A 19,696-nucleotide genomic window follows, 5' to 3' on the forward strand; every position below is an offset into this window, starting at 1 on the left:
ACGCTTCCTTTGTACTCACCCTCTCGGGCTTTCCTCCGGGCTTCCCTTCGGTCTTGCGTTTCCGACTCTATCAGATCCTTTCGGCGTCTGATTCCCAGTCAGCGGGATTTGTCTTTCCGGCTGTTGGGCCGTTCCGACGAGTGAGACTTTAGCGGATTCCCTGCCTCCGACGCTAATCGGGGGCTGCGCTCGGGTTTCGAACGCGGATTCCTCAATTCGCAAAAACGCACGGAAAGCAGAACGGCACGGCAAAGCACCATCAGCTTCTGTGGATCTTGCGGATTGGCTGTCCGGGGCCGACCGGGGTCGGTGCTCACGTCGGACAACTCGGAGAACCTTACGGATCCGTCAATCCCGTGTCAACCCGGGTCCTCGGGCGTAGCCTCTGCGTATGACTACGCGTGCGCACACCACCCAGTGGTGGGCCGCCTGACGGCGGCCCACCACTCGCGCATGCAGCAAGCGGCCGCCGACTCGGCGGCCGTTCGTGTATCCCCCTCCGGGAACCGGCCGTCGGGTCGGCGCTCAGGAGAAGAGGGAGAACGAACGCGATGACGAGGATCTTCAGCGGGGTCAAGCCGACCGGGCACCTGACGCTGGGCAACTACCTCGGGGCCGTACGACGGTGGGTCGAGGTCGATCAGCACCGGGCGGAGGCGCTGTTCAGCGTCGTCGATCTGCACGCGCTGACCGTGGAGCACGATCCGGCGCGGGTGCGGCGGCTCAGTCGGCAGGCGGCCACGCTGTTGCTGGCGGCGGGGCTCGATCCGAAACGGTGCACCTTGTTCGTACAGAGTCATGTGGACGAGCACGCGCGGCTGTCGTATCTGCTCGAGTGCACCGCCACGGACGGCGAGCTGCGGCGGATGATCCAGTACAAGGAGAAGAGCGTCCGGGCGCGGGCCGCCGGCCAGAGCGTGCGGCTGTCGCTGCTGACGTATCCGGTGCTGATGGCGGCGGACATCCTGGCCTACGGGGCCGACGAGGTGCCGGTGGGTGAGGACCAGATGCAGCACGTGGAGCTCACCCGGGATCTGGCGGTGCGGTTCAACCAGCGGTACGGCCACACGTTCACGGTGCCGCGGGCGACGCGGCCCGAGGTGGCGGCGCGGGTCATGGACCTTCAGGACCCCACGTCGAAGATGGGGAAGTCGCACGCGAACGGGGCCGGGATCGTCTATCTCCTCGACGACGCGGAGACCGTGCGGCGGAAGATCATGCGGGCCGTGACCGACAGCGGGCGGGATGTGGAGTACGACCGGGAGGGCAGGCCCGGCGTGGCGAATCTCCTCGATCTGATGGCCGCCGCGACGGGTGGGAACCCCGAGGCGCTGGCCGGTGTATATGAAACGTACGGATCGTTGAAGAACGACACGGCGGACGCGGTCGTCGAGCTGCTGAGGCCCCTGCGGGAGCGGCATGCCGAGCTCGCGGCGGACCCCGGATTTGTGGATCAGGTGCTACGGGACGGGGCCCTGCGGGCCCGGGAGACGGCGCGGCCCCTGGTGGACCGGTCCTATCGGGCGATCGGGCTGTTGCCCGCCGGGTGACGGAACGCGTTGCGGTAGTCGCGTGGGCTGGTGGCGAGGTGCGAGGCGAAGTGCTGGCGCATCGTGACCTCGCTGCCGAAGCCCGCGCGGCGGGCCACCTCGGGGAGGGGGTGGTCGGTGAGTTCGAGGAGTTTCTGGGCGGCGGCGACGCGCTGGGTGATGAGCCAGTGCAGGGGGGTGGTTCCGGTGGTGGCCTGGAAGTGGCGGGCGAAGGAGCGGGGCGACATGCCGGCGCGGGCGGCCAGGGTCGCGACGGTGTGGGGCTCGTCGAGGTGGGCGAGGGCGTGGGCGCGGATGTCGGCGAGGGCGTCGGCGTCGCGGTCGGCGCGGGGGGTGGGGTGCTCGATGAACTGGGCCTGGGTGCCGGTGCGGAAGGGGGCGGTGACCATGGCGCGGGCGATGGCGGCGGCTGCTTCGGCTCCGTGGGCGGTGCGGACGAGGTGGAGGCAGAGGTCGATACCGGCGGCGGTGCCGGCGGAGGTCCAGACGCCGGTGTCCTCGACGAAGAGGGCGTCGGGTTCGACCTGGATCGCGGGGTGGCGGTCGGCGAGCGTCGTGGCCAGGTGCCAGTGGGTGACGGCGCGGCGGCCGTCGAGGAGTCCGGCGCGGGCGAGGACGAACGCGCCGGCGCAGAGCGAGGCGACCGGGGTGCCCGCGGTGTGGGCGCGGCGGAGGGCGTCGAGCACCGGGGTCGGGACGTCGGTGTCGGGGTCCTCGATGCCGGGGACGAGGACCAGGTCGGTGGGGGTGAGGTCGTCGAGCCAGGTGAGCGGGCGGTCGGGGGTGAGGGAGAGACCGCCGCGCAGTGGGATGGGGGTGTCCGGGTCGGTGGCTGCCCTGCGGAGTTCGAAGGGAGGGACGCCGCGGAGGGTGCGGTCGCTGCCCCAGACCTCGGTGATGACGGAGACGTCGAAGGCGCGGATGCCCGGGAAGGAGAGGAGCGCGATGCGCTGGGGGCGGGGCGCGGGGGTCTGCGGCATGGGCGGCATGAGTGGCAGTAAATCATCGATCGCTGTCATTCACCCCTCTGGGAGAGGGCCTCGGCCGGCGGCAGGATCGTGGGCATGGAGATCACGGAGAACACAGCGCTGGTTGTCATCGACGTACAGAAGGGCTTCGAGGAGGAGTTCTGGGGGAAGCGGAACAACCCGGCCGCCGAGGAGAACATCGCGGCTCTGATCGACCTGTGGCAGGAGACGGGGCGGCCGGTCGTGTTCGTGCGGCACGACTCGGTGGAGGGCTCGCGCTCGCCGCTGCGGGTCGGGTACGAGGGGAACGCGTTCAAGGACTTCGTCGAGGAGCGGCGCGGGAAGGGCAGTGGTCCTGAGCTGCTGGTGACGAAGAGCGTGAACTCCGCCTTCTACGGGGAGCCGTCGCTGGACGCGTGGCTGTCCGGGCGGGAGATCGGGCAGATCGTGATCGTCGGGATCCAGACGAACATGTGCAACGAGACCACGGCGCGGATGGGCGGGAACCTCGGGTACGAGGTGGTGTTCCCGCTGGACGCGATGCACACGTTCGATCTGGAGGGGCCGTTCGGCTGGTCCCGGAGCGCGGACGAGCTGTCGCAGGCGACGGCCGTGTCCCTGCACGGGGGACGGTTCGCGAAGGTCGTGACGACGGAGGAGGTGGTGAAGGGGGCGTCCGTCGGGGTCCGGTGACCTCGGGGGTCAGCTGTTGCCGGAGGCGAGTTCGCGGCTGCGGTCGCGGGCGGCTTCGAGGGCGGCGATGAGGGCGGCGCGGACGCCGTGGTTCTCGAGCTCTCGGATGGCGCTGATGGTGGTGCCGGCCGGGGAGGTGACGGCCTCGCGGAGCTTGACGGGGTGTTCGCCGCTGTCGCGGAGCATCACGGCGGCGCCGATGGCGGCCTGGACGATCAGGTCGTGGGCCTGGGCGCGGGGCAGGCCGAGGAGGATGCCGGCGTCGGTCATGGCCTCGACGAGGAAGTAGAAGTACGCCGGGCCGGAGCCGGAGAGGGCGGTGGCCGCGTCCTGCTGGGACTCGGGGACGCGGAGGGTCTTGCCGACGCCGCCGAAGATCTCCTCGGTGTGGGCGAGGTGCGCGGGGGTGGCGTGGCTGCCGGCCGAGATGACGGACATGCCTTCGTCGACCAGGACGGGGGTGTTGGGCATGACGCGGACGACGGGGGTGCCGGTGGTGAGGCGGTCCTCGATGAAGGAGGTGGGGATACCGGCGGCGGCGCTGATGATCAGGCGGTCGGCGGCGACGTGGGGGGCCAGCTCGTCGAGGAGGCGGCCCATGTCCTGGGGCTTGACGGCCAGGATGAGGGTGTCGGCGCGCTTGGCGGCCTCGGCGTTGGTGACGGTCTCGACGCCGTAGCGGGCGTGGAGCTCCTCGGCGCGTTCGGAGCGGCGGGCGGTGACCAGGAGGTTCGCGGGGCGCCAGCCGGCGCGGATCATGCCGCTGAGGAGCGCTTCACCGATCTTGCCGGTGCCGAGGACTGCGACGGTCTGGGTCATGGCTCTGTTCACCTCGCCGGAGGGGGGTACGTGTGGTCATCCTCGCACCGGCGGGCCGGGTGGTGTGCGGGTGTCCGAGGGGCGGTCACGCGGTGCGGCGGCGGAGGGTGGCTGCGCCGAGGCCGAGGACGAGGAGGGCGCAACCCGCGACGACGAGGGCGTCGCGGACGAAGTCGCCGGTGACGTCGGGGTGTCGGAGGACCTGGTTCATGCCGTCGACGGCGTACGACATGGGCAGGACGTCGGAGATCGCTTCGAGGGCGGGGGCCATGCGGTCGCGTGGGGTGAAGAGTCCGCAGAGGAGCAGCTGGGGGAAGATCACGGCCGGCATGAACTGGACTGCCTGGAACTCGGAGGCGGCGAAGGCGGAGACGAAGAGGCCGAGGGCGGTGCCGAGGAGGGCGTCGAGGAGGGCGACCAGGAGGAGGAGCCAGGGGGAGCCGATGACGTCGAGGCCGAGGAACCAGACGGCGAGGCCGGTGGCGAGGGCGGACTGGACGACGGCGAGGAGTCCGAAGGCGAGGGCGTAGCCGGCGATGAGGTCGGCCTTGCCGAGGGGCATGGCGAGGAGGCGTTCGAGGGTGCCGGAGGTGCGTTCGCGGAGGGTCGCGATGGAGGTCACCAGGAACATGGTGATGAGCGGGAAGATGCCGAGCAGTGAGGCGCCGATGTTGTCGAAGGTGCCCGGGCTTCCGTCGAAGACGAACCTCAGCAGGAAGAGCATCACGCAGGGCACGAGGAGCATCAGGGCGATCGAGCGCGGGTCGTGGCGCAGCTGACGCAGGACGCGGGCGGCGGTGGCGAGGGTGCGGGCGGGGCTCATGACCGGGGCTCCTCGTGGGCGGCTCGGGCGGCGGCGGCGTCGACGAGGCGGAGGAAGGCTTCTTCGACGGTGGCGGTGTCGTTGCGGCGGCGGAGGGCCTCGGGGGTGTCGTCGGCGAGGATCTCGCCCTCGCGCATGAGGAGGAGGCGGTGGCAGCGTTCGGCCTCGTCCATCACGTGGGAGGAGACGAGGAGGGTCGTGCCGCGGTCGGCGGCGATCTGGTGGAAGAGGTTCCACAGGTCGCGGCGGAGGACGGGGTCGAGGCCGACGGTGGGTTCGTCGAGGACGAGGAGTTCCGGGGTGCCGAGGAGGGCGACGGCGAGGGAGACGCGGCTGCGCTGGCCGCCGGAGAGCCGGCCGGCGAGGGAGTCGGCGTGCGTGGCGAGGTCGACGTCGTCGATGGCCCGGTCGACGGTGGCGCGGCGTTCCCGGCGGTGGGCGCGGCCGGGGAACAGGACGGCGGCGAAGTAGTCGAGGTTCTGGCGGACGGTGAGGTCGTCGTAGACGGAGGGGGCCTGGGTGACGTAGCCGATGCGGGAGCGGAGGGTGGGGTCGCCGGCGAGGAGGCCGAGGACCTGGAGGGTGCCGCCGACCTTGGCCTGGGTGCCGACGATCGCGCGCATCAGGGTGGTCTTTCCGCAGCCCGAGGGGCCGAGGAGGCCGGTGATGCGGCCGGCCTGGACGGTGAAGTCGAGGCCGCGCAGGACGGTGCGCTCGCCTCGGACGGTGGTGAGTCCGTGCGCGGCGATCGCTGCGGCGGGCGGGTGGGCCGGGGGTGAACCGGGCGTGGCGACGGTGGTGTCGGACCTGGCTGCGGCCTGGTCGGCGGCCTCACCCGCCGGGTAATTCATCATGCGATGAATAGTCCTCCCGGCGGTCCTGGCCGTCAAGCACCCGGCGGGCTCCGGCGTTCGGTCGTGGTGGGCCCCGGGAGGGAACGACGAAGCCCCCGCGAGAAGGGATCTCGCGGGGGCTGTCGCCGGCTGACTACTTGCGCTTGGGCTTCTTGCGGGCGGCCGGGTTGCCCGTACGGGTGCCGCGGCGCTTCTCGTACTGGGCGCGGGCCGTGTCGTACTCGGCGCGGCGGAGCTTCTCGCCCGGGGCCTCGACGAAGCAGCGGGCGCAGTAGGCGAGGAGCGAGCCGATGAAGCCGATCGCCTTCAGGCTGCGCAGCGACTCCTCGCGGGCCGGGTCGGTGGGCCTGCGGACGAAGCCCTCCCAGGTCTTGCGGAAGGCGATGGCGCTGCAGACCGCGAACATGAGGACGACCAGCATGTTGACGATGCCGCCGACGTCCGCGATCTCCAGGCCCTGGTACGCGAAGCGCAGCACGAAGCAGGCCGCGACGGCGGCGGCCAGCGAGCCGACGGCCAGGCCGATGCGGCGCAGCGTGTAATTGCCGCTGTGGTCGACCCAGGTCGTGCCGAAGAAACGGATCTCTTCGGGCTGAGGCCCGGCAGGAGTCCCGCCGGTCGGGCCGCCGGTCGCGCCACCGGTGGTGCTGGGGGTCTGCTCGTCGTCGCTCACAATGTCGATTATCCCCGGGGCGACGGACGAGGGCCTCAGGCGCAGCGCGGTGCGACGAACCCGTCGCTGCCCGTGCGGACGTACGCGTCGGAGATGTACTCGCCCGGCGCGATGTTGTCCCAGATCCTCGTGGTGCCGTACGGGCCGTTGATCCACTCGCCGTACTTCTGGCAGGAGATCGCCACCGTGACGCCGAGCGGCAGCGCCCGGACGATCGGGTACTGGGTGCTCGGGCCCGAGCGCACATTGACCCGGTAGCCGGGCGCGACCGCGTAGCGGGTGGCCGTGCTCGCCGTCGTCGTCGTCTTGTTCTCGTCCGTGTTCATGGTGTTCTCCCCCTTGGCGCAAAAGCGCTCCGCCGAGTTTCACTCTCCGCGACGCGCAGGCTAGCAAGCCCCACCGACTTCGTGGGGGCCATGGACTAGGCTCCGTCGGGTTCGCGCGGGTGCGCGCGAGTGACGGGGAACCACACGGGGGTGGGCGATGCCGCCGTTGCGCAATACCGGTGCAGACCGGAATGCGGAGCAGCCCGAGTACGCGGGCGACTACCGCCTCCAGGCATGCCTGGGCGCCGGCGGCATGGGCGTCGTGCACCTCGCGGCCTCCGCCTCCGGGCTGCGGCTCGCGGTCAAGGTCGTGCACGCACGGTATGCGGAGGACCCCGAGTTCAGGGCGCGTTTCCGCCAGGAGGTCGCGGCCGCCCGCCGGGTCAGCGGGGCCTTCACCGCGCCGGTCGTCGACGCCGACCCCGATGCCGTACGCCCCTGGATGGCCACCCTCTACGTCCCCGGGCCCACCCTCGCCGACCAGGTGAAGCGGAACGGCCCGCTGGCCCCGGCCGAACTGCGCCGGCTCACCGCCGGGCTCGCCGAGGCCCTGCGCGACATCCACCGAGCCGGTGTCGTCCACCGCGACCTCAAGCCCAGCAACGTCCTGCTCACCGACACCGGCCCCAAGGTCATCGACTTCGGCATCTCGCGGCCCGTCGACAGCGATCTGCACACCGAGACGGGCAAGCTCATCGGCTCGCCGCCGTTCATGGCGCCCGAGCAGTTCCAGCGGCCGCGGGAGGTCGGGCCCGCCGCGGACGTCTTCGCGCTCGGCGCGGTCCTCGTCCACGCGGCCACCGGGCACGGCCCGTTCGACTCCGACAGCCCGTACATCGTGGCGTACCAGGTCGTCCACGACGAGCCCGATCTGTCGGGTGTGCCGGCGGAGCTGGCGCCGCTCGTCGCGCGCTGCCTCGCCAAGGAGCCCGGCGAGCGCCCGACTCCGGCCCAGATCATGTCGGCGCTGCTGCCTCCCTCGTACGCGGCGGAGGCCTTCATACCGGCGCAGCGGCGCCGGCCCGCGCTGCCGTACGGCGAGGAGCGTGCCCACGGCGAGCCCGGCCCCGCGCCCGCGTGGGACGCGGACACGCCCGTACGGGCCACCGCGCCGGCCCCGCCCCGCCGCGGCCCGCGCCTCGGCCGGGTGCGGCTCAGGCCGCGTCTCACGCTCGCCGTCGCCGCCACGCTCGCGCTCACCGGGGCCGGTCTGTACGCGGCCATGAGTCCGCCGGCCGGCGGCGGATCCGAGCGCGCCGCCCGCCCCGACGAGGTGGCCACCGCCTTCACCGGCTGGCACACCACCCTCCAGATGCACGGCCCCACCGCCGCGCCCGCGTGCACCCACGGCGGGGGCGCGCTGTACTGCGCGGCCCGCGGCATCGGCCTCGCCCGGCTCGACCCCGTCACGGGGAAGGTCGCCTGGTCGCGCACCGGGCCCGTCGAGGCGGAGTCCCCGGTCGCGCCCTTCCTCCTTGCCGACGGTCTGGTCGGCGCGGCTGCCCCGGCGGACCCGCTGCGGGCACACGCGGCCGCCGACGGCGCCCCCGGCTGGACCGCCGGACCGGCGAAGCCCCCCGAGCGGTACGTTCCGGCCGGCTCCGCCGTCGTCCTGACCGACGGGCGGGGCGGGGTACGAGCCGTCGGCAGCCGCGACGGGAAGGAACTCTGGCGGCACGGCCTGGCCGGCTTCGAGGTCCCGCGCCCGGGACCGTACGACGCCCCGTCCGGTCTCCTCGCCGTCTCCGAGACCTCGGCCGACGGGACGCACACGCGCGTGGCCGAGATCCACCCCAGGACCGGCGAGCAGGCCTGGCAGCGGAACATGCCGGGCGACCTCGACCCGCTGGGCCGCACCGGCGACGGCGCGCTGCTCCTCGCCTCCCGCTACCAGGACTCGCTCTTCGACCGGCTGATCGTGCTCGACCCCGGCAGCGGCTCCGTGCGCGAGCTGCCCCTGCCCCACCGGATCGACGTCCGGGGCGTCGCCGTGCGCGGCGCCGTCGTCCACATCCTCGGCGCCGACGGACACCTGACCGCCTTCGACACCGCGGCGCCCAAGGGGCGGGTGCTGTGGGAGCTGGAGACGGGCGCGGGGAACGTGTCCACGCCGGTCACGGGCCCCGGCGACCGGCTCTACTTCTCCGTCCAGGACGGGCGGCTGCTCGCCGTCGACACCGTACGCGGGGCGCTGATCGGCCAGACCAGGCCGCGGCTGCTCAACGGCCGGCTCGAGTACGCGCCCCTGGTGCCGTCGCCGGTGGTCGCCGGTGACCGGGTGTTCGGCACGGCCCCGGACGGCTCGGTGTTCGCGGTGGACGCGCGCGACCCCGCCTCCTGGTGAACCGCGGCTGAGGAAGGACGGCGGGGAGCGGGCGTCGCCGCCCGCTCCCCGCCGTCTCAGGTCCTACCGCGCCGGGTTCAGCCGAGCTTCGACACGTCCCGGACCGCGCCCTTGTCGGCGCTCGTCGCCATCGCCGCGTACGCGCGCAGCGCCGCCGACACCTTGCGCTGCCGGTTCTTCGGCTCGTACACGCCGTTCAGCGCCTCACGGCGGGCGGCCAGGGTGGCCTCGTCGACGAGGAGCTCGATCGAGCGGTTCGGGATGTCGATACGGATCCGGTCGCCGTCCTCGACGAGGGCGATCGTGCCGCCCGAGGCCGCCTCCGGCGACGCGTGGCCGATGGACAGGCCGGACGTACCGCCCGAGAAGCGTCCGTCGGTGACCAGCGCGCAGGTCTTGCCCAGGCCCCGGCCCTTGAGGAAGGAGGTCGGGTACAGCATCTCCTGCATACCGGGGCCGCCGCGCGGGCCCTCGTAGCGGATGACGACCACGTCGCCGTCCGTGACCTGCTTGTTCAGGATCTTCTCGACGGCCTCGTCCTGCGACTCGCAGACCACGGCCGGGCCCTCGAAGGTCCAGATCGACTCGTCGACGCCGGCCGTCTTCACGACGCAGCCGTCGGCGGCGAGGTTGCCGCGCAGAACGGCGAGGCCGCCGTCCTTCGAGTACGCGTGGGCCGCGTCGCGGATGCAGCCGCCGGCCGCGTCCACGTCGAGCGCCTCCCAGCGCTCGGACTGCGAGAAGGCGGTCGCCGAGCGGACGCAGCCGGGGGCCGCGTGCCACATCTCGACGGCCTCGTCGGACGGGGAGCCGCCGCGCACGTCCCAGGCGTCCAGCCACTCCTTGATGGAGCGGGAGTGGACGGAGTGGACGTCCTCGTTGAGGAGACCGGCGCGGTAGAGCTCACCGAGGATGGCCGGGATGCCGCCCGCCCGGTGCACGTCCTCCATGTAGTACGTGCGGTCCTTGGCGACGTTCGGGGCGACCTTGGCCAGGCACGGCACGCGGCGCGAGACCTCGTCCATGTCGGCCAGGCCGTAGTCGAGCTCGGCCTCCTGGGCGGCGGCGAGCAGGTGCAGGATCGTGTTGGTCGAGCCGCCCATGGCGATGTCGAGGGCCATGGCGTTCTCGAAGGCCGCGCGGGTCGCGATCGAGCGCGGCAGGACGGAGTCGTCGTCCTCGCCGTAGTAGCGCCGGGTGATGTCGACGACCGTGCGGGCGGCGTTCTCGTACAGCGCCTTGCGGGCGGTGTGGGTGGCGAGGACCGATCCGTTGCCGGGGAGGGAGAGGCCGATGGCCTCGGTCAGGCAGTTCATCGAGTTGGCGGTGAACATGCCGGAACAGGACCCGCAGGTCGGGCAGGCGTTCTCCTCGATCCGGAGCATGTCCTCGTCCGAGATCTTCGGGTTCACGGCGTCGGACATCGCGTCGACCAGGTCGAGCGTGCGGACCGTGCCGTCGACCAGGGTCGCCCGGCCGGACTCCATCGGGCCGCCGGAGACGAAGACCGTCGGGATGTTGAGGCGCAGGGCGGCCATCAGCATGCCGGGGGTGATCTTGTCGCAGTTGGAGATGCAGATCAGGGCGTCGGCGCAGTGCGCCTCGACCATGTACTCCACGCTGTCCGCGATCAGGTCTCGGGAGGGCAGCGAGTAGAGCATGCCGCCGTGGCCCATGGCGATGCCGTCGTCGACGGCGATCGTGTTGAACTCGCGCGGGATGGCACCGGCGGCCGTGATGGCCTCGGAGACGATCCGGCCGACGGGCTGCAGGTGGGTGTGGCCCGGGACGAACTCCGTGAAGGAGTTGGCGACCGCGATGATCGGCTTCCGGCCGATGTCCGCGCCGGGTACACCGGAGGCGCGCATAAGGGCGCGTGCGCCCGCCATGTTGCGGCCGTGGGTGACTGTGCGGGACCTCAGCTCGGGCATCGTCGCTCGCTCCTCGTGATGGGGGTGCTTGCTTTCGAGCGTACGCCGATGGACCAAGATCTGGACAGCGCGTCCGCATGGCGGACTGGCTGTTCAGCTTTCGGTCAACGGCCGCCCGGTGGGGGTCAGGCCTCGGTCAGGTAGCGCTGGAGGGTCGGGGCCACCATGGCCACGATCTCCTCCGGGTCCACCGAGGCCATCGGCTCGACCTGGATCACGTACCGCAGGATCGCGATCCCGATCATGTGGGAGGCGGCAAGCTCCGCGCGGAACTTGGGGTCCGGTACGTCGAGCTCGTCCGCGATCCGCTCCAGGAGCCGCCGCAGCACGAAGGTCCTGAGCACCTTGGCCGCCGCCTCGTGGGTGAGCGCGGAGCGGACGATCGCGAGGAGCGGGGCGCGGCTGACCGGGTTCTCCCAGACGCCGATGAAGAACCGGGCGAGCCGTTCCCCGATGGTCTCGCGCGGGCCGCCGACGATCGCCGGGACGACCGCCGCGGGCTCGAAGGAGACCTCGATCGCCGCCGCGAAGACCTCGTCCTTCGTACCGAAGTAGTGGTGGACGAGGGCCGCGTCGACGCCGGCCGCCTTGGCGATGCCGCGTACCGAGGTCTTGTCGTAGCCCCGCTCCGCGAACTGGGCGCGGGCCGCCTCCAGGATCCGTTCCCGCGCGCCCGGTCCGCTCTCCTCCTCGGTACGGGACGGGCGGCCGCGCCTGCGGGGGGCCGGTTCGGTCACGGGCGCGGAACCCGGGACGGGCGGGTGGCCGCGGAGGCGAGGTGGAGCCGGGTGAAGGCCAGGGCCTCGGCGAGGTCGGCCTCGCGTTCGGCGGCTGACATCGCGCGGCGGGTGTTGACCTCGATGACGACATGGCCGTCGAAGCCGGTGTGCGCGAGGCGCTCAAGGAGCTCGGCGCAGGGCTGCGTGCCGCGCCCCGGGACCAGGTGCTCGTCCTTGGCGGAGCCCTTGCCGTCGGCGAGGTGGACGTGGCCGAGCCGGTCGCCCATGCGGTCGATCATCGCGAGGGCGTCGGTGCGGGCGGTCGCGGTGTGCGAGAGGTCGACGGTGAAGTGCCGGTAGTCGTCCTTGGTGACGTCCCACTCGGGGGCGTACGCGAGCATCTCGCGGTCCTTGTACCGCCACGGGTACATGTTCTCGACGGCGAACCGCACGTCGGTCTCGTCCGCCATCCGCCAGATGCCGGTGACGAAGTCCTTGGCGTACTGGCGCTGCCAGCGGAACGGCGGGTGCACGACGACCGTCGACGCGCCGAGGCGCTCGGCCGCGGCCTGGGCCCGCTGGAGCTTGACCCACGGATCGGTGGACCAGACGCGCTGGGTGATCAGGAGGCAGGGGGCGTGCACGGCCAGGATCGGGACCTGGTGGTAGTCGGAGAGCCGGCGCAGTGCCTCGACGTCCTGGCTGACCGGATCGGTCCACACCATGACCTCGACACCGTCGTAACCGAGGCGCGCGGCGATCTCGAAGGCCGTCGCCGTCGACTCCGGATAGACCGAGGCCGTCGACAGGGCGACCTTCGCATCCGGGATGCGCACCACTGGTTCTGCCACGGAGACAGGGTACGGGGCCCGTCGGGGGGCCGGGGGGTGGTTCCGGTCACGCCGGGGCGGGGCACGCGCGCGTGAGCGGGGGTACGGACGGCGCGCGGTGGGGGCGCTCCCCCGCACGTCCCTGCCCTGTAGGTCCCTGCCCCGTACGCCCCCTTCCCCGTACGTCCTACTGCTCCGGCAGGTGGTCCAGGCGGCGCAGGATGACGCCCTCGCGCAGGGCCCACGGACAGATCTCCAGCTCCTCCACGCCGAGGAGGTCCATCGCGCCCTCCGCCACCATCGCGCCCGCGAGGAGCTGTCCGGCGCGGCCCTCCGAGACGCCCGGCAGCGCGGCGCGCTCGGGAACGGTCATGCCGGCGAGGCGCGGGACCCACTCCTCCAGGGACGCGCGGGTCAGGATCCGCTGGACGTAGAGGCCGTCCCCCGAGCCGGGGGCGCCGGCGATCCTCGCCAGCTGCTTGAAGGTCTTGGAGGTGGCCACGACGTGGTCGGGCCGCCCGGCGCGGCTGAACTCGCCGACCGTACGGGCGATCTGCGCGCGCACATGGCGGCGGAGCGCCTTCACGTCGGTGGAGTCGGCCGGGTCGCCCGGCAGCCAGCCGGCGGTCAGCCGGCCCGCGCCGAGCGGCAGGGAGACCGCCGTGTCGGGGTCCTCGTCGATGCCGTACGCGACTTCGAGGGAGCCGCCCCCGATGTCGAGGAGGAGCAGCTTGCCCGCGGACCAGCCGAACCAGCGGCGGGCCGCGAGGAAAGTGAGCCGGGCCTCCTCCTCACCGGTGAGGACCTGGAGGTCGACGCCCGTCTCGTCCTTCACGCGCGCGAGGACGGCGTCCGCGTTGGTCGCCTCGCGGACCGCGGAGGTCGCGAACGGGAGCACCTCCTCGCAGCCCTTGTCCTCGGCGGCGAGCAGCGCGTCCCGGACGGTCGCGATGAGCCGCTCGACGCCGAAGGGCGCGATCGCACCCCGTTCGTCGAGAAGTTCGGCGAGCCGGAGCTCCGCCTTGTGGGAATGGGCGGGCAGCGGCCGGGCGCCGGGGTGGGCGTCCACCACCAGGAAGTGCACTGTGTTCGAACCGACGTCGAGGACTCCGAGTCTCATGGGCGGAACGCTACTGCGCCGACCCGCATACGCTTGGACTTGTGCCAAAGACGAAAAAGGCGAAACCGGGCAAAGACAGTGCGGTCAAAAGCGCCAAGAAGCAGGGTAAGAGCGTGGAGCCGGACGAGAAGGGCCTCGACTTCGCGCGCGCGTGGGTCGAGTTTCCCGACCCGTCCGACGAGGAGCAGATCTTCCGCTGCGACCTGACCTGGCTCACCTCGCGCTGGTCGTGCGTCTTCGGCAGCGGCTGCCAGGGGATCCAGGCGGGCCGGGCCGACGACGGCTGCTGCACGCTGGGCGCGCACTTCTCCGACGAGGACGACGAGAAGCGGGTCGCGACGCACGTGGCACGCCTCACGCCGGAGCTGTGGCAGTTCCACGACGTCGGTACGGACTCGGGCTGGACCCAGCTCGACGAGGACGGCGACCGGCAGACCCGCCGCTGGGAGGGCTCCTGCATCTTCCAGAACCGTCCGGGGTTCGCGGGCGGCGCGGGCTGCTCGCTGCACATCCTGGCCCTGAAGGAGGGCAAGGAGCCGCTGGAGACCAAGCCGGACGTCTGCTGGCAGCTGCCGGTGCGGCGCACGTACGACTGGATCGAACGGCCCGACGACACGAAGGTCCTCCAGGTGTCGATCGGTGAGTACGACCGGCGGGGCTGGGGTCCGGGCGGTCACGACCTGCACTGGTGGTGCACGTCGGCGACGTCGGCGCACGGGGCCGGTGAGCCGGTCTACGTCACGTACCGGCCCGAGCTCACCGAGATGATGGGCAAGGAGGCGTACGAGGTCCTGGTCGGGCTGTGCGAGGCGCGGCTCTCCTCACAGCTGCCGCTGGTGGCTCCGCACCCGGCCGACCCGCAGCGCTAGCGCCGGGCCGGGGTTCACATCCGGCCGACCCGCAGCGCTAGCGCCGGGCCGGGGTTCACATCCGGCGCGGGCTCGCCTCGCGCCCCGCTGGACGTCCCCGCCCGGCTCGCCTCGCGTCCGAAACCCGGTCGGGGCTCAGGACGACGGCGGCGGGGGTGGTTCCTCCGTCGTCGGGGGCGGGGTGGTCGGTTCCGACGGGCCCGGGTCCGTCGTCGTCGGCGGCGGTTCCTCCGTGGTCGGCGGCGGGGTGGTCGGCTCCGTGGTCGGCGGGCTCGTCGGCGGCTCGGTCGGCTCGGTCGTCGGGGGCGGTTCCTCCGTCGTCGGCGGCGGCGTGGTCGGCTCCGTCGTGGGCGGGCTCGTCGGCGGCGTGGTGGGCTCGGTCGTCGTCGGCGGGGGTGTCACCGGGTCGACGACGACCGGCGGCGGCGCGGTCTGTCCGCGTCCGTCGATCCTGACCACCGCGCCGGAGGGGTTCACCCCGATCCGGGCGCTCCACGCGCCCCGCGGTTCACGGCCGTGGTCGACGCGGACGGTGACCGTGATCGTCTCGCCCGGGCGGAGGGTGCCGGAGGCCCGGCTCACGTACAGCCAGGGCGCGTCCGTCCACAGCGACCAGTCGACGGGGGAACCGCCGGAGGCGGTGAGCGTGAGCAGCGTCAGATCGCCGTGGCCGCGCGCGGAGACCGTGATCCAGCCGGCGGCGGGCTCTCCCGGTGCGCCGGGGCCCGCGGGGCCGGTGGGACCGCCGGGGCTGAGCACCTCGACGGAGACGTCGGGGGCGCGGCTGCCCCGGGTGAAGCGCGGCTCGGGGGTGGTGCGGGCGTTGCCCGCGTTCTCGTAGTGGTCGTACGGGCGGCTGTCGGGGCCGTCCGGTTCGTCCGCCTCGCGCGCGCTGATCCGTGATCCGTCGTGGGCGCTCGTGTCGGCGACCGGGGTGCCCCGGTAGGAGGTCCACAGGGCGAGGACGGGCGCGGCGACCACGGCAGCGACGACGGTGGTCGTCACCGCGCGGGCCCGCAGCCGGTCGCGGCGGGCCACATGGTCCTTCGGGTCCATCGGGAAGCCGGTCGGCGAGAAGCGCGGGGCGCCGGCACGCGCGCGGGGGACGTGCAGCATCGCCATGTACGCGGCGGCCCGGGGCGCCTCGACGAGCGGCAGCCGGGCCTGCGGCAGCGCTCCGGCGCCGGGCCAGGGGCCGGCGGCACCCACGCGCTCGGCGGCCTTCCGGCAGCGGGGGCAGTCGTCGACGTGCCGGACGAGTTCCGCGCGCAGGGCGGCCGAGAGCAGCACCTGGTGGTCGCCGGTGAGCCGGGCCACGGTGGGGCAGCTGCCGGTCTCGACGACGGCGAGGGCGGCGCGGGTGCGTTCGACCTCGCAGCCGGCGGTGGCGAGGAGCTCGCGGGCGGCGGGCGGGTCGAGGGAGAGCACGGCGGCGACCTGACGGTGGCTGAGACCGTGCCGTACGGCCAGCTCCAGGGCCTCGCGCTGCTCGGGTGTGGTGCCGGCGGCCTCGGGCCAGGCGAGCCGGGCGAGTTCGGCGCGGCGCCGCTCGGCGGTCTCCTCGGGGACCCGGGGCGGCTCGGGGGCGGTGACGGCGGGACGCCCCGTGTGGGCGCCCTGGCGTTTGCGGCGCTGCTCGCCGAGGCTGCGCAGGCACGCCCAGCGGGCGAGGGCGTACAGCCAGGCCGTACGGCCGTCCTCGTCCGAGGGGCAGCGGCCGTGGTGGCGCTCGGCGACGGCGAGGAGGTCGCCGAGGACGGCGGTGGCCGTGTCGTGGTCGCAGAGCACGGAGAGGCAGTACGTGAAGAGACCGTCGAGGGCGGCCTCGTAACGGGCGGGGGGCCTCCGGCCGAGCGTGCGCGGTCCCCGGTCCTCGGCGCGGTGCGCCCGGTGTGCGCCGGTGGTGCGTGCGGGGGAATCCAGCCTGCTGCTCGTCACCGGTCGACCGTAGGCAGCACAGGGGGCGCTTTTCGTACCAGTTGTGTTGTTCTCATTCTTACGGGTGAAGGTATCGCTCGAAAGGGGACAGGAATCTGACATTCCGGGGGCCTGTGGAGACTCGGCGTCGGCTGTCGGTGGGTGCCGCTACGGTGGCGACATGGCTGCCCGTACGAAATCGACCAAGGACCGGCCGTCCTACCGCTGCACCGAGTGCGGCTGGCAGACGGCCAAGTGGCTCGGCCGCTGCCCCGAGTGCCAGGCCTGGGGGACGGTCGAGGAGTACGGCGCGCCCGCCGTCCGGACGACCGCGGCCGGCCGGGTCTCCACCGCAGCCGTGCCCATCGGGCAGGTCGACGGCCGGCAGGCGACCGCCCGCTCCACCGGCGTCGACGAGCTGGACCGGGTCCTCGGCGGCGGTCTGGTGCCCGGAGCCGTCGTGCTGCTCGCGGGCGAGCCGGGCGTCGGCAAGTCCACGCTCCTCCTCGACGTGGCGGCCAAGGCGGCCAGCGACGAGCACCGCACGCTCTACGTCACCGGCGAGGAGTCCGCGAGTCAGGTCCGGCTGCGCGCCGACCGGATCAACGCCCTCAGCGACCACCTGTACCTCGCCGCCGAGACCGACCTGTCGGCCGTCCTCGGACACCTCGACGCCGTGAAGCCCTCGCTGCTGATCATGGACTCGGTGCAGACCGTCGCCTCCCCCGAGATCGACGGCGCGCCCGGCGGCATGGCCCAGGTCCGCGAGGTCGCCGGCGCGCTCATCCGGGCCTCCAAGGACCGCGGCATGTCCACGCTCCTCGTCGGCCATGTCACCAAGGACGGGGCGATCGCCGGCCCCCGGCTCCTGGAGCACCTGGTCGACGTCGTGCTGAGCTTCGAGGGCGACCGGCACGCGCGCCTGCGGCTGGTCCGGGGCGTGAAGAACCGGTACGGGGCGACCGACGAGGTCGGCTGCTTCGAACTCCACGACGAGGGCATCACGGGCCTGGCCGACCCTTCCGGGCTCTTCCTGACCCGGCGTGACGTGGCCGTGCCGGGCACCTGTCTGACGGTCACCCTGGAGGGCCGCCGTCCGCTGGTCGCCGAGGTCCAGTCGCTGACCGTGGACAGCCAGATCCCGTCGCCGCGCCGGACCGTCTCCGGCCTGGAGACCTCCCGGGTCTCGATGATGCTGGCGGTCCTGGAGCAGCGCGGCCGGATCAGCGCGCTGGGCAAGCGGGACATCTACAGCGCGACCGTGGGAGGCGTGAGGCTCACCGAGCCCGCCGCCGACCTGGCGATCGCGCTCGCGCTCGCCTCCGCGGCGAGCGACACCCCGCTGCCGAAGAACCTGGTGGCGATCGGCGAGGTCGGCCTCGCCGGCGAGGTCCGGCGGGTGACCGGCGTCCAGCGCCGGCTCGCCGAGGCGCACCGGCTGGGCTTCACGCACGCGCTGGTCCCCTCGGACCCGGGCAAGGTGCCGCCCGGCATGAAGGTGACGGAGGTCGCGGACATGGGCGACGCGCTGCGGGTGCTCCCGCGCAGCCGACGCGCGAAGGCCCCCGAGGGGGCGGAGAAGACGGAGAAGTAGCGGGGGGCTCGCACTCGCCGCGCCGGGAGTGCGGGCCGGGCGGGCTTGAGCGGGCAGCCCGCGTCGGGCGCGGCAGCCGACTCGCGCGGGAAACGGAGCAGCCGATCCGCCTGGGAAAGGGCGGCCGGTCCACCCGCGAAAGGAGCGGCCGGTCCACCCGGGACAGTGCCGGCCCGGCCGGTTCGACCCGCCCTGCGGCGGCTCGACGGGCGGCTCCCCGCGGCGGCTCGGACGGGCGGCTCGACCCGTCCCCGGGAAGGCTCGGACGGCCGGTTCGCCCCGTCCCCGGGAGGCTTGGACGGGCGGCTCGACCCGTCGTCGGATGACCCGGCCGGAGGGACCCGGAGCGGTCGACGCCGAATGTTCACACCGTGCGGACGGTTCGCTCCGTACGCTTCGCAAAGACGCGGAGGGTTAGGTCCGTGTCGGGGCGGGGACGCCTTTCGGACCACCGTGATCGGTCGGGGGCGGAGGGCGGCGGGGTGGTGTCGCTAGACTTTGCCCTGGTCTCGCCCATCCGTACGAGCCGGAGGAGTGCAGTGGCAGCCAAGGACGGGGCAGCAGCTCCTGGAAAGTCCGGCGCGGGCTCCGGCAACGAAGCGCTGATGCGCGCCGCCCTGAGCGCCGTCGCGCCGGGCACCGCGCTGCGTGACGGCCTGGAGCGGATCCTCCGCGGCAACACGGGCGGTCTCATCGTGCTCGGCCTCGACAAGACGGTCGATTCGATGTGCACCGGCGGTTTCGTGCTGGATGTCGAGTTCGCCGCCACGCGCCTGCGTGAGCTGTGCAAGCTCGACGGCGCGCTCGTCCTCGACAAGGACATCACCAAGATCCACCGCGCGGGCGTGCAGCTCGTTCCGGACGCCTCCATCCCCACCGAGGAGACCGGCACCCGGCACCGCACGGCGGACCGGGTCTCGAAGCAGTGCAACTTCCCGGTCGTCTCCGTCTCCCAGTCGATGCGGCTGATCGCGCTGTACGTGGACGGTGAGCGCCGGGTCCTGGAGGAGTCGGGCACCATCCTGTCCCGCGCCAACCAGGCGCTCGCGACCCTGGAGCGGTACAAGCTCCGGCTCGACGAGGTGGCCGGCACGCTCTCCGCGCTGGAGATCGAGGACCTGGTCACGGTCCGGGACGTCACCGCCGTCGCACAGCGGCTCGAGATGGTCCGCCGGATCGCCACCGAGATCGCCGAGTACGTGGTCGAGCTCGGCACGGACGGGCGGCTCCTCTCGCTCCAGCTGGACGAGTTGATCGCGGGCGTGGAGCCGGAGCGCGAGCTGGTCATCCGGGACTACGTGCCGGAGCCGACGGCCAAGCGCTCGCGGACGGTCGCGGAGGCGCTCACCGAGCTGGACGCGCTGACCCACACCGAGCTGCTCGAACTGCCGGTCGTGGCGCGGGCACTGGGCTACAGCGGCTCGCCCGAGACCCTCGACTCGGCCGTCTCGCCGCGTGGATACCGGCTCCTCGCCAAGGTGCCGCGGCTGCCGGGCGCGATCATCGAGCGGCTCGTGGAGCACTTCGGCGGGCTGCAGAAGCTGCTCGCCGCCAGTGTGGACGACCTCCAGACCGTGGACGGCGTCGGCGAGGCCCGCGCCCGCAGCGTGCGCGAGGGCCTGTCCCGGCTGGCGGAGTCCTCGATCCTCGAGCGGTACGTCTAGGA

General features: G+C 72.9%; 17 protein-coding genes. 6 read left to right on the forward strand and 11 right to left on the reverse strand.

Features of this window, described 5'->3' with window-relative positions:
• Positions 1-551: 551 nt before the first annotated feature.
• Complete coding sequence (gene trpS / locus E0F75_RS06875) at positions 552-1,550, forward strand: tryptophan--tRNA ligase (RefSeq protein ID WP_187621618.1); 999 nt, start codon at positions 552-554, stop codon at positions 1,548-1,550.
• Here trpS and E0F75_RS06880 read toward each other — a convergent pair.
• A complete protein-coding gene (locus E0F75_RS06880) occupies positions 1,517-2,530 on the reverse strand; it encodes a GlxA family transcriptional regulator (RefSeq protein ID WP_187622134.1) in 1,014 nt (337 codons plus the stop codon). The two genes, trpS and E0F75_RS06880, sit on opposite strands and share 34 nt — an antisense overlap.
• An 84-nt stretch (positions 2,531-2,614) precedes the next feature.
• Here E0F75_RS06880 and E0F75_RS06885 point away from each other — a divergent pair, with 84 nt between their 5' ends.
• The gene (locus tag E0F75_RS06885) at positions 2,615-3,211 is read left to right on the forward strand and encodes a cysteine hydrolase family protein (protein WP_187621620.1); all 597 of its coding nucleotides are present in this window, start codon (positions 2,615-2,617) and stop codon (positions 3,209-3,211) included.
• A 9-nt stretch (positions 3,212-3,220) separates the two neighbouring features.
• On the opposite strand, the gene proC is transcribed toward E0F75_RS06885, so the two are convergent.
• From proC to E0F75_RS06910, 5 genes are all read right to left on the reverse strand, one after another.
• Entirely contained in the window at positions 3,221-4,030 is an 810-nt protein-coding gene (proC, locus tag E0F75_RS06890) for a pyrroline-5-carboxylate reductase (RefSeq protein ID WP_187621621.1), read from the reverse strand.
• A gap of 85 nt (positions 4,031-4,115) precedes the next feature.
• Positions 4,116-4,853 (reverse strand): ABC transporter permease, encoded by a 738-nt coding sequence (locus E0F75_RS06895; RefSeq protein WP_187621623.1) that lies wholly within the window; start codon positions 4,851-4,853, stop codon positions 4,116-4,118.
• Positions 4,850-5,707, reverse strand: a complete 858-nt coding sequence (locus E0F75_RS06900) for an ABC transporter ATP-binding protein (RefSeq protein ID WP_187621625.1) — start codon at positions 5,705-5,707, stop codon at positions 4,850-4,852. Before E0F75_RS06900 ends, E0F75_RS06895 begins: the two co-directional genes overlap by 4 nt.
• A gap of 133 nt (positions 5,708-5,840) precedes the next feature.
• Positions 5,841-6,380 (reverse strand): hypothetical protein, encoded by a 540-nt coding sequence (locus tag E0F75_RS06905; RefSeq protein WP_187621627.1) that lies wholly within the window; start codon positions 6,378-6,380, stop codon positions 5,841-5,843.
• Between the two features lie 35 nt (positions 6,381-6,415).
• Positions 6,416-6,706 (reverse strand): SH3 domain-containing protein, encoded by a 291-nt coding sequence (locus E0F75_RS06910; RefSeq protein WP_187621628.1) that lies wholly within the window; start codon positions 6,704-6,706, stop codon positions 6,416-6,418.
• A 157-nt stretch (positions 6,707-6,863) separates the two neighbouring features.
• Here E0F75_RS06910 and E0F75_RS06915 point away from each other — a divergent pair, with 157 nt between their 5' ends.
• Positions 6,864-9,050, forward strand: a complete 2,187-nt coding sequence (locus E0F75_RS06915; RefSeq protein WP_187621630.1) for a PQQ-binding-like beta-propeller repeat protein — start codon at positions 6,864-6,866, stop codon at positions 9,048-9,050.
• A gap of 77 nt (positions 9,051-9,127) precedes the next feature.
• Here the strand turns inward: E0F75_RS06915 and ilvD are convergent, their stop codons facing one another.
• The 4 genes from ilvD to E0F75_RS06935 all read right to left on the reverse strand — a co-directional run bounded on the left by ilvD (position 9,128) and on the right by E0F75_RS06935 (position 13,650).
• On the reverse strand, positions 9,128-10,981 hold the full coding sequence (gene ilvD, locus E0F75_RS06920; RefSeq protein ID WP_187621632.1) for a dihydroxy-acid dehydratase: 1,854 nt from the start codon (positions 10,979-10,981) through the stop codon (positions 9,128-9,130).
• A 125-nt stretch (positions 10,982-11,106) separates the two neighbouring features.
• Entirely contained in the window at positions 11,107-11,718 is a 612-nt protein-coding gene (locus tag E0F75_RS06925) for a TetR family transcriptional regulator (protein WP_187621634.1), read from the reverse strand.
• The gene (locus tag E0F75_RS06930; RefSeq protein WP_187621636.1) at positions 11,715-12,551 is read right to left on the reverse strand and encodes a sugar phosphate isomerase/epimerase; all 837 of its coding nucleotides are present in this window, start codon (positions 12,549-12,551) and stop codon (positions 11,715-11,717) included. The genes E0F75_RS06925 and E0F75_RS06930 overlap by 4 nt, the downstream gene beginning before the upstream one ends.
• Before the next feature lie 166 nt (positions 12,552-12,717).
• Positions 12,718-13,650, reverse strand: coding sequence for a Ppx/GppA phosphatase family protein (locus E0F75_RS06935; protein ID WP_187621637.1), 933 nt, complete (start codon positions 13,648-13,650; stop codon positions 12,718-12,720).
• 41 nt (positions 13,651-13,691) lie between these two features.
• On the opposite strand from E0F75_RS06935, the gene E0F75_RS06940 reads away from it, so the two are divergent.
• Entirely contained in the window at positions 13,692-14,519 is an 828-nt protein-coding gene (locus E0F75_RS06940) for a hypothetical protein (protein ID WP_187621639.1), read from the forward strand.
• A gap of 135 nt (positions 14,520-14,654) precedes the next feature.
• Here E0F75_RS06940 and E0F75_RS06945 read toward each other — a convergent pair whose 3' ends face one another.
• Positions 14,655-16,457 (reverse strand): hypothetical protein, encoded by a 1,803-nt coding sequence (locus tag E0F75_RS06945; RefSeq protein ID WP_187621640.1) that lies wholly within the window; start codon positions 16,455-16,457, stop codon positions 14,655-14,657.
• A 160-nt stretch (positions 16,458-16,617) separates the two neighbouring features.
• Between E0F75_RS06945 and radA the strand changes: the two genes are divergently transcribed.
• Both radA and disA read left to right on the forward strand, forming a co-directional pair.
• Positions 16,618-18,030, forward strand: coding sequence for a DNA repair protein RadA (gene radA / locus E0F75_RS06950; RefSeq protein ID WP_187621641.1), 1,413 nt, complete (start codon positions 16,618-16,620; stop codon positions 18,028-18,030).
• 539 nt (positions 18,031-18,569) lie between these two features.
• Positions 18,570-19,694, forward strand: a complete 1,125-nt coding sequence (gene disA / locus E0F75_RS06955; RefSeq protein WP_056569600.1) for a DNA integrity scanning diadenylate cyclase DisA — start codon at positions 18,570-18,572, stop codon at positions 19,692-19,694.
• Positions 19,695-19,696 lie beyond the last annotated feature (2 nt).

It is taken from the genome of Streptomyces sp. CB02980, from assembly GCF_014451325.2.
Lineage (GTDB): Bacteria > Actinomycetota > Actinomycetes > Streptomycetales > Streptomycetaceae > Streptomyces.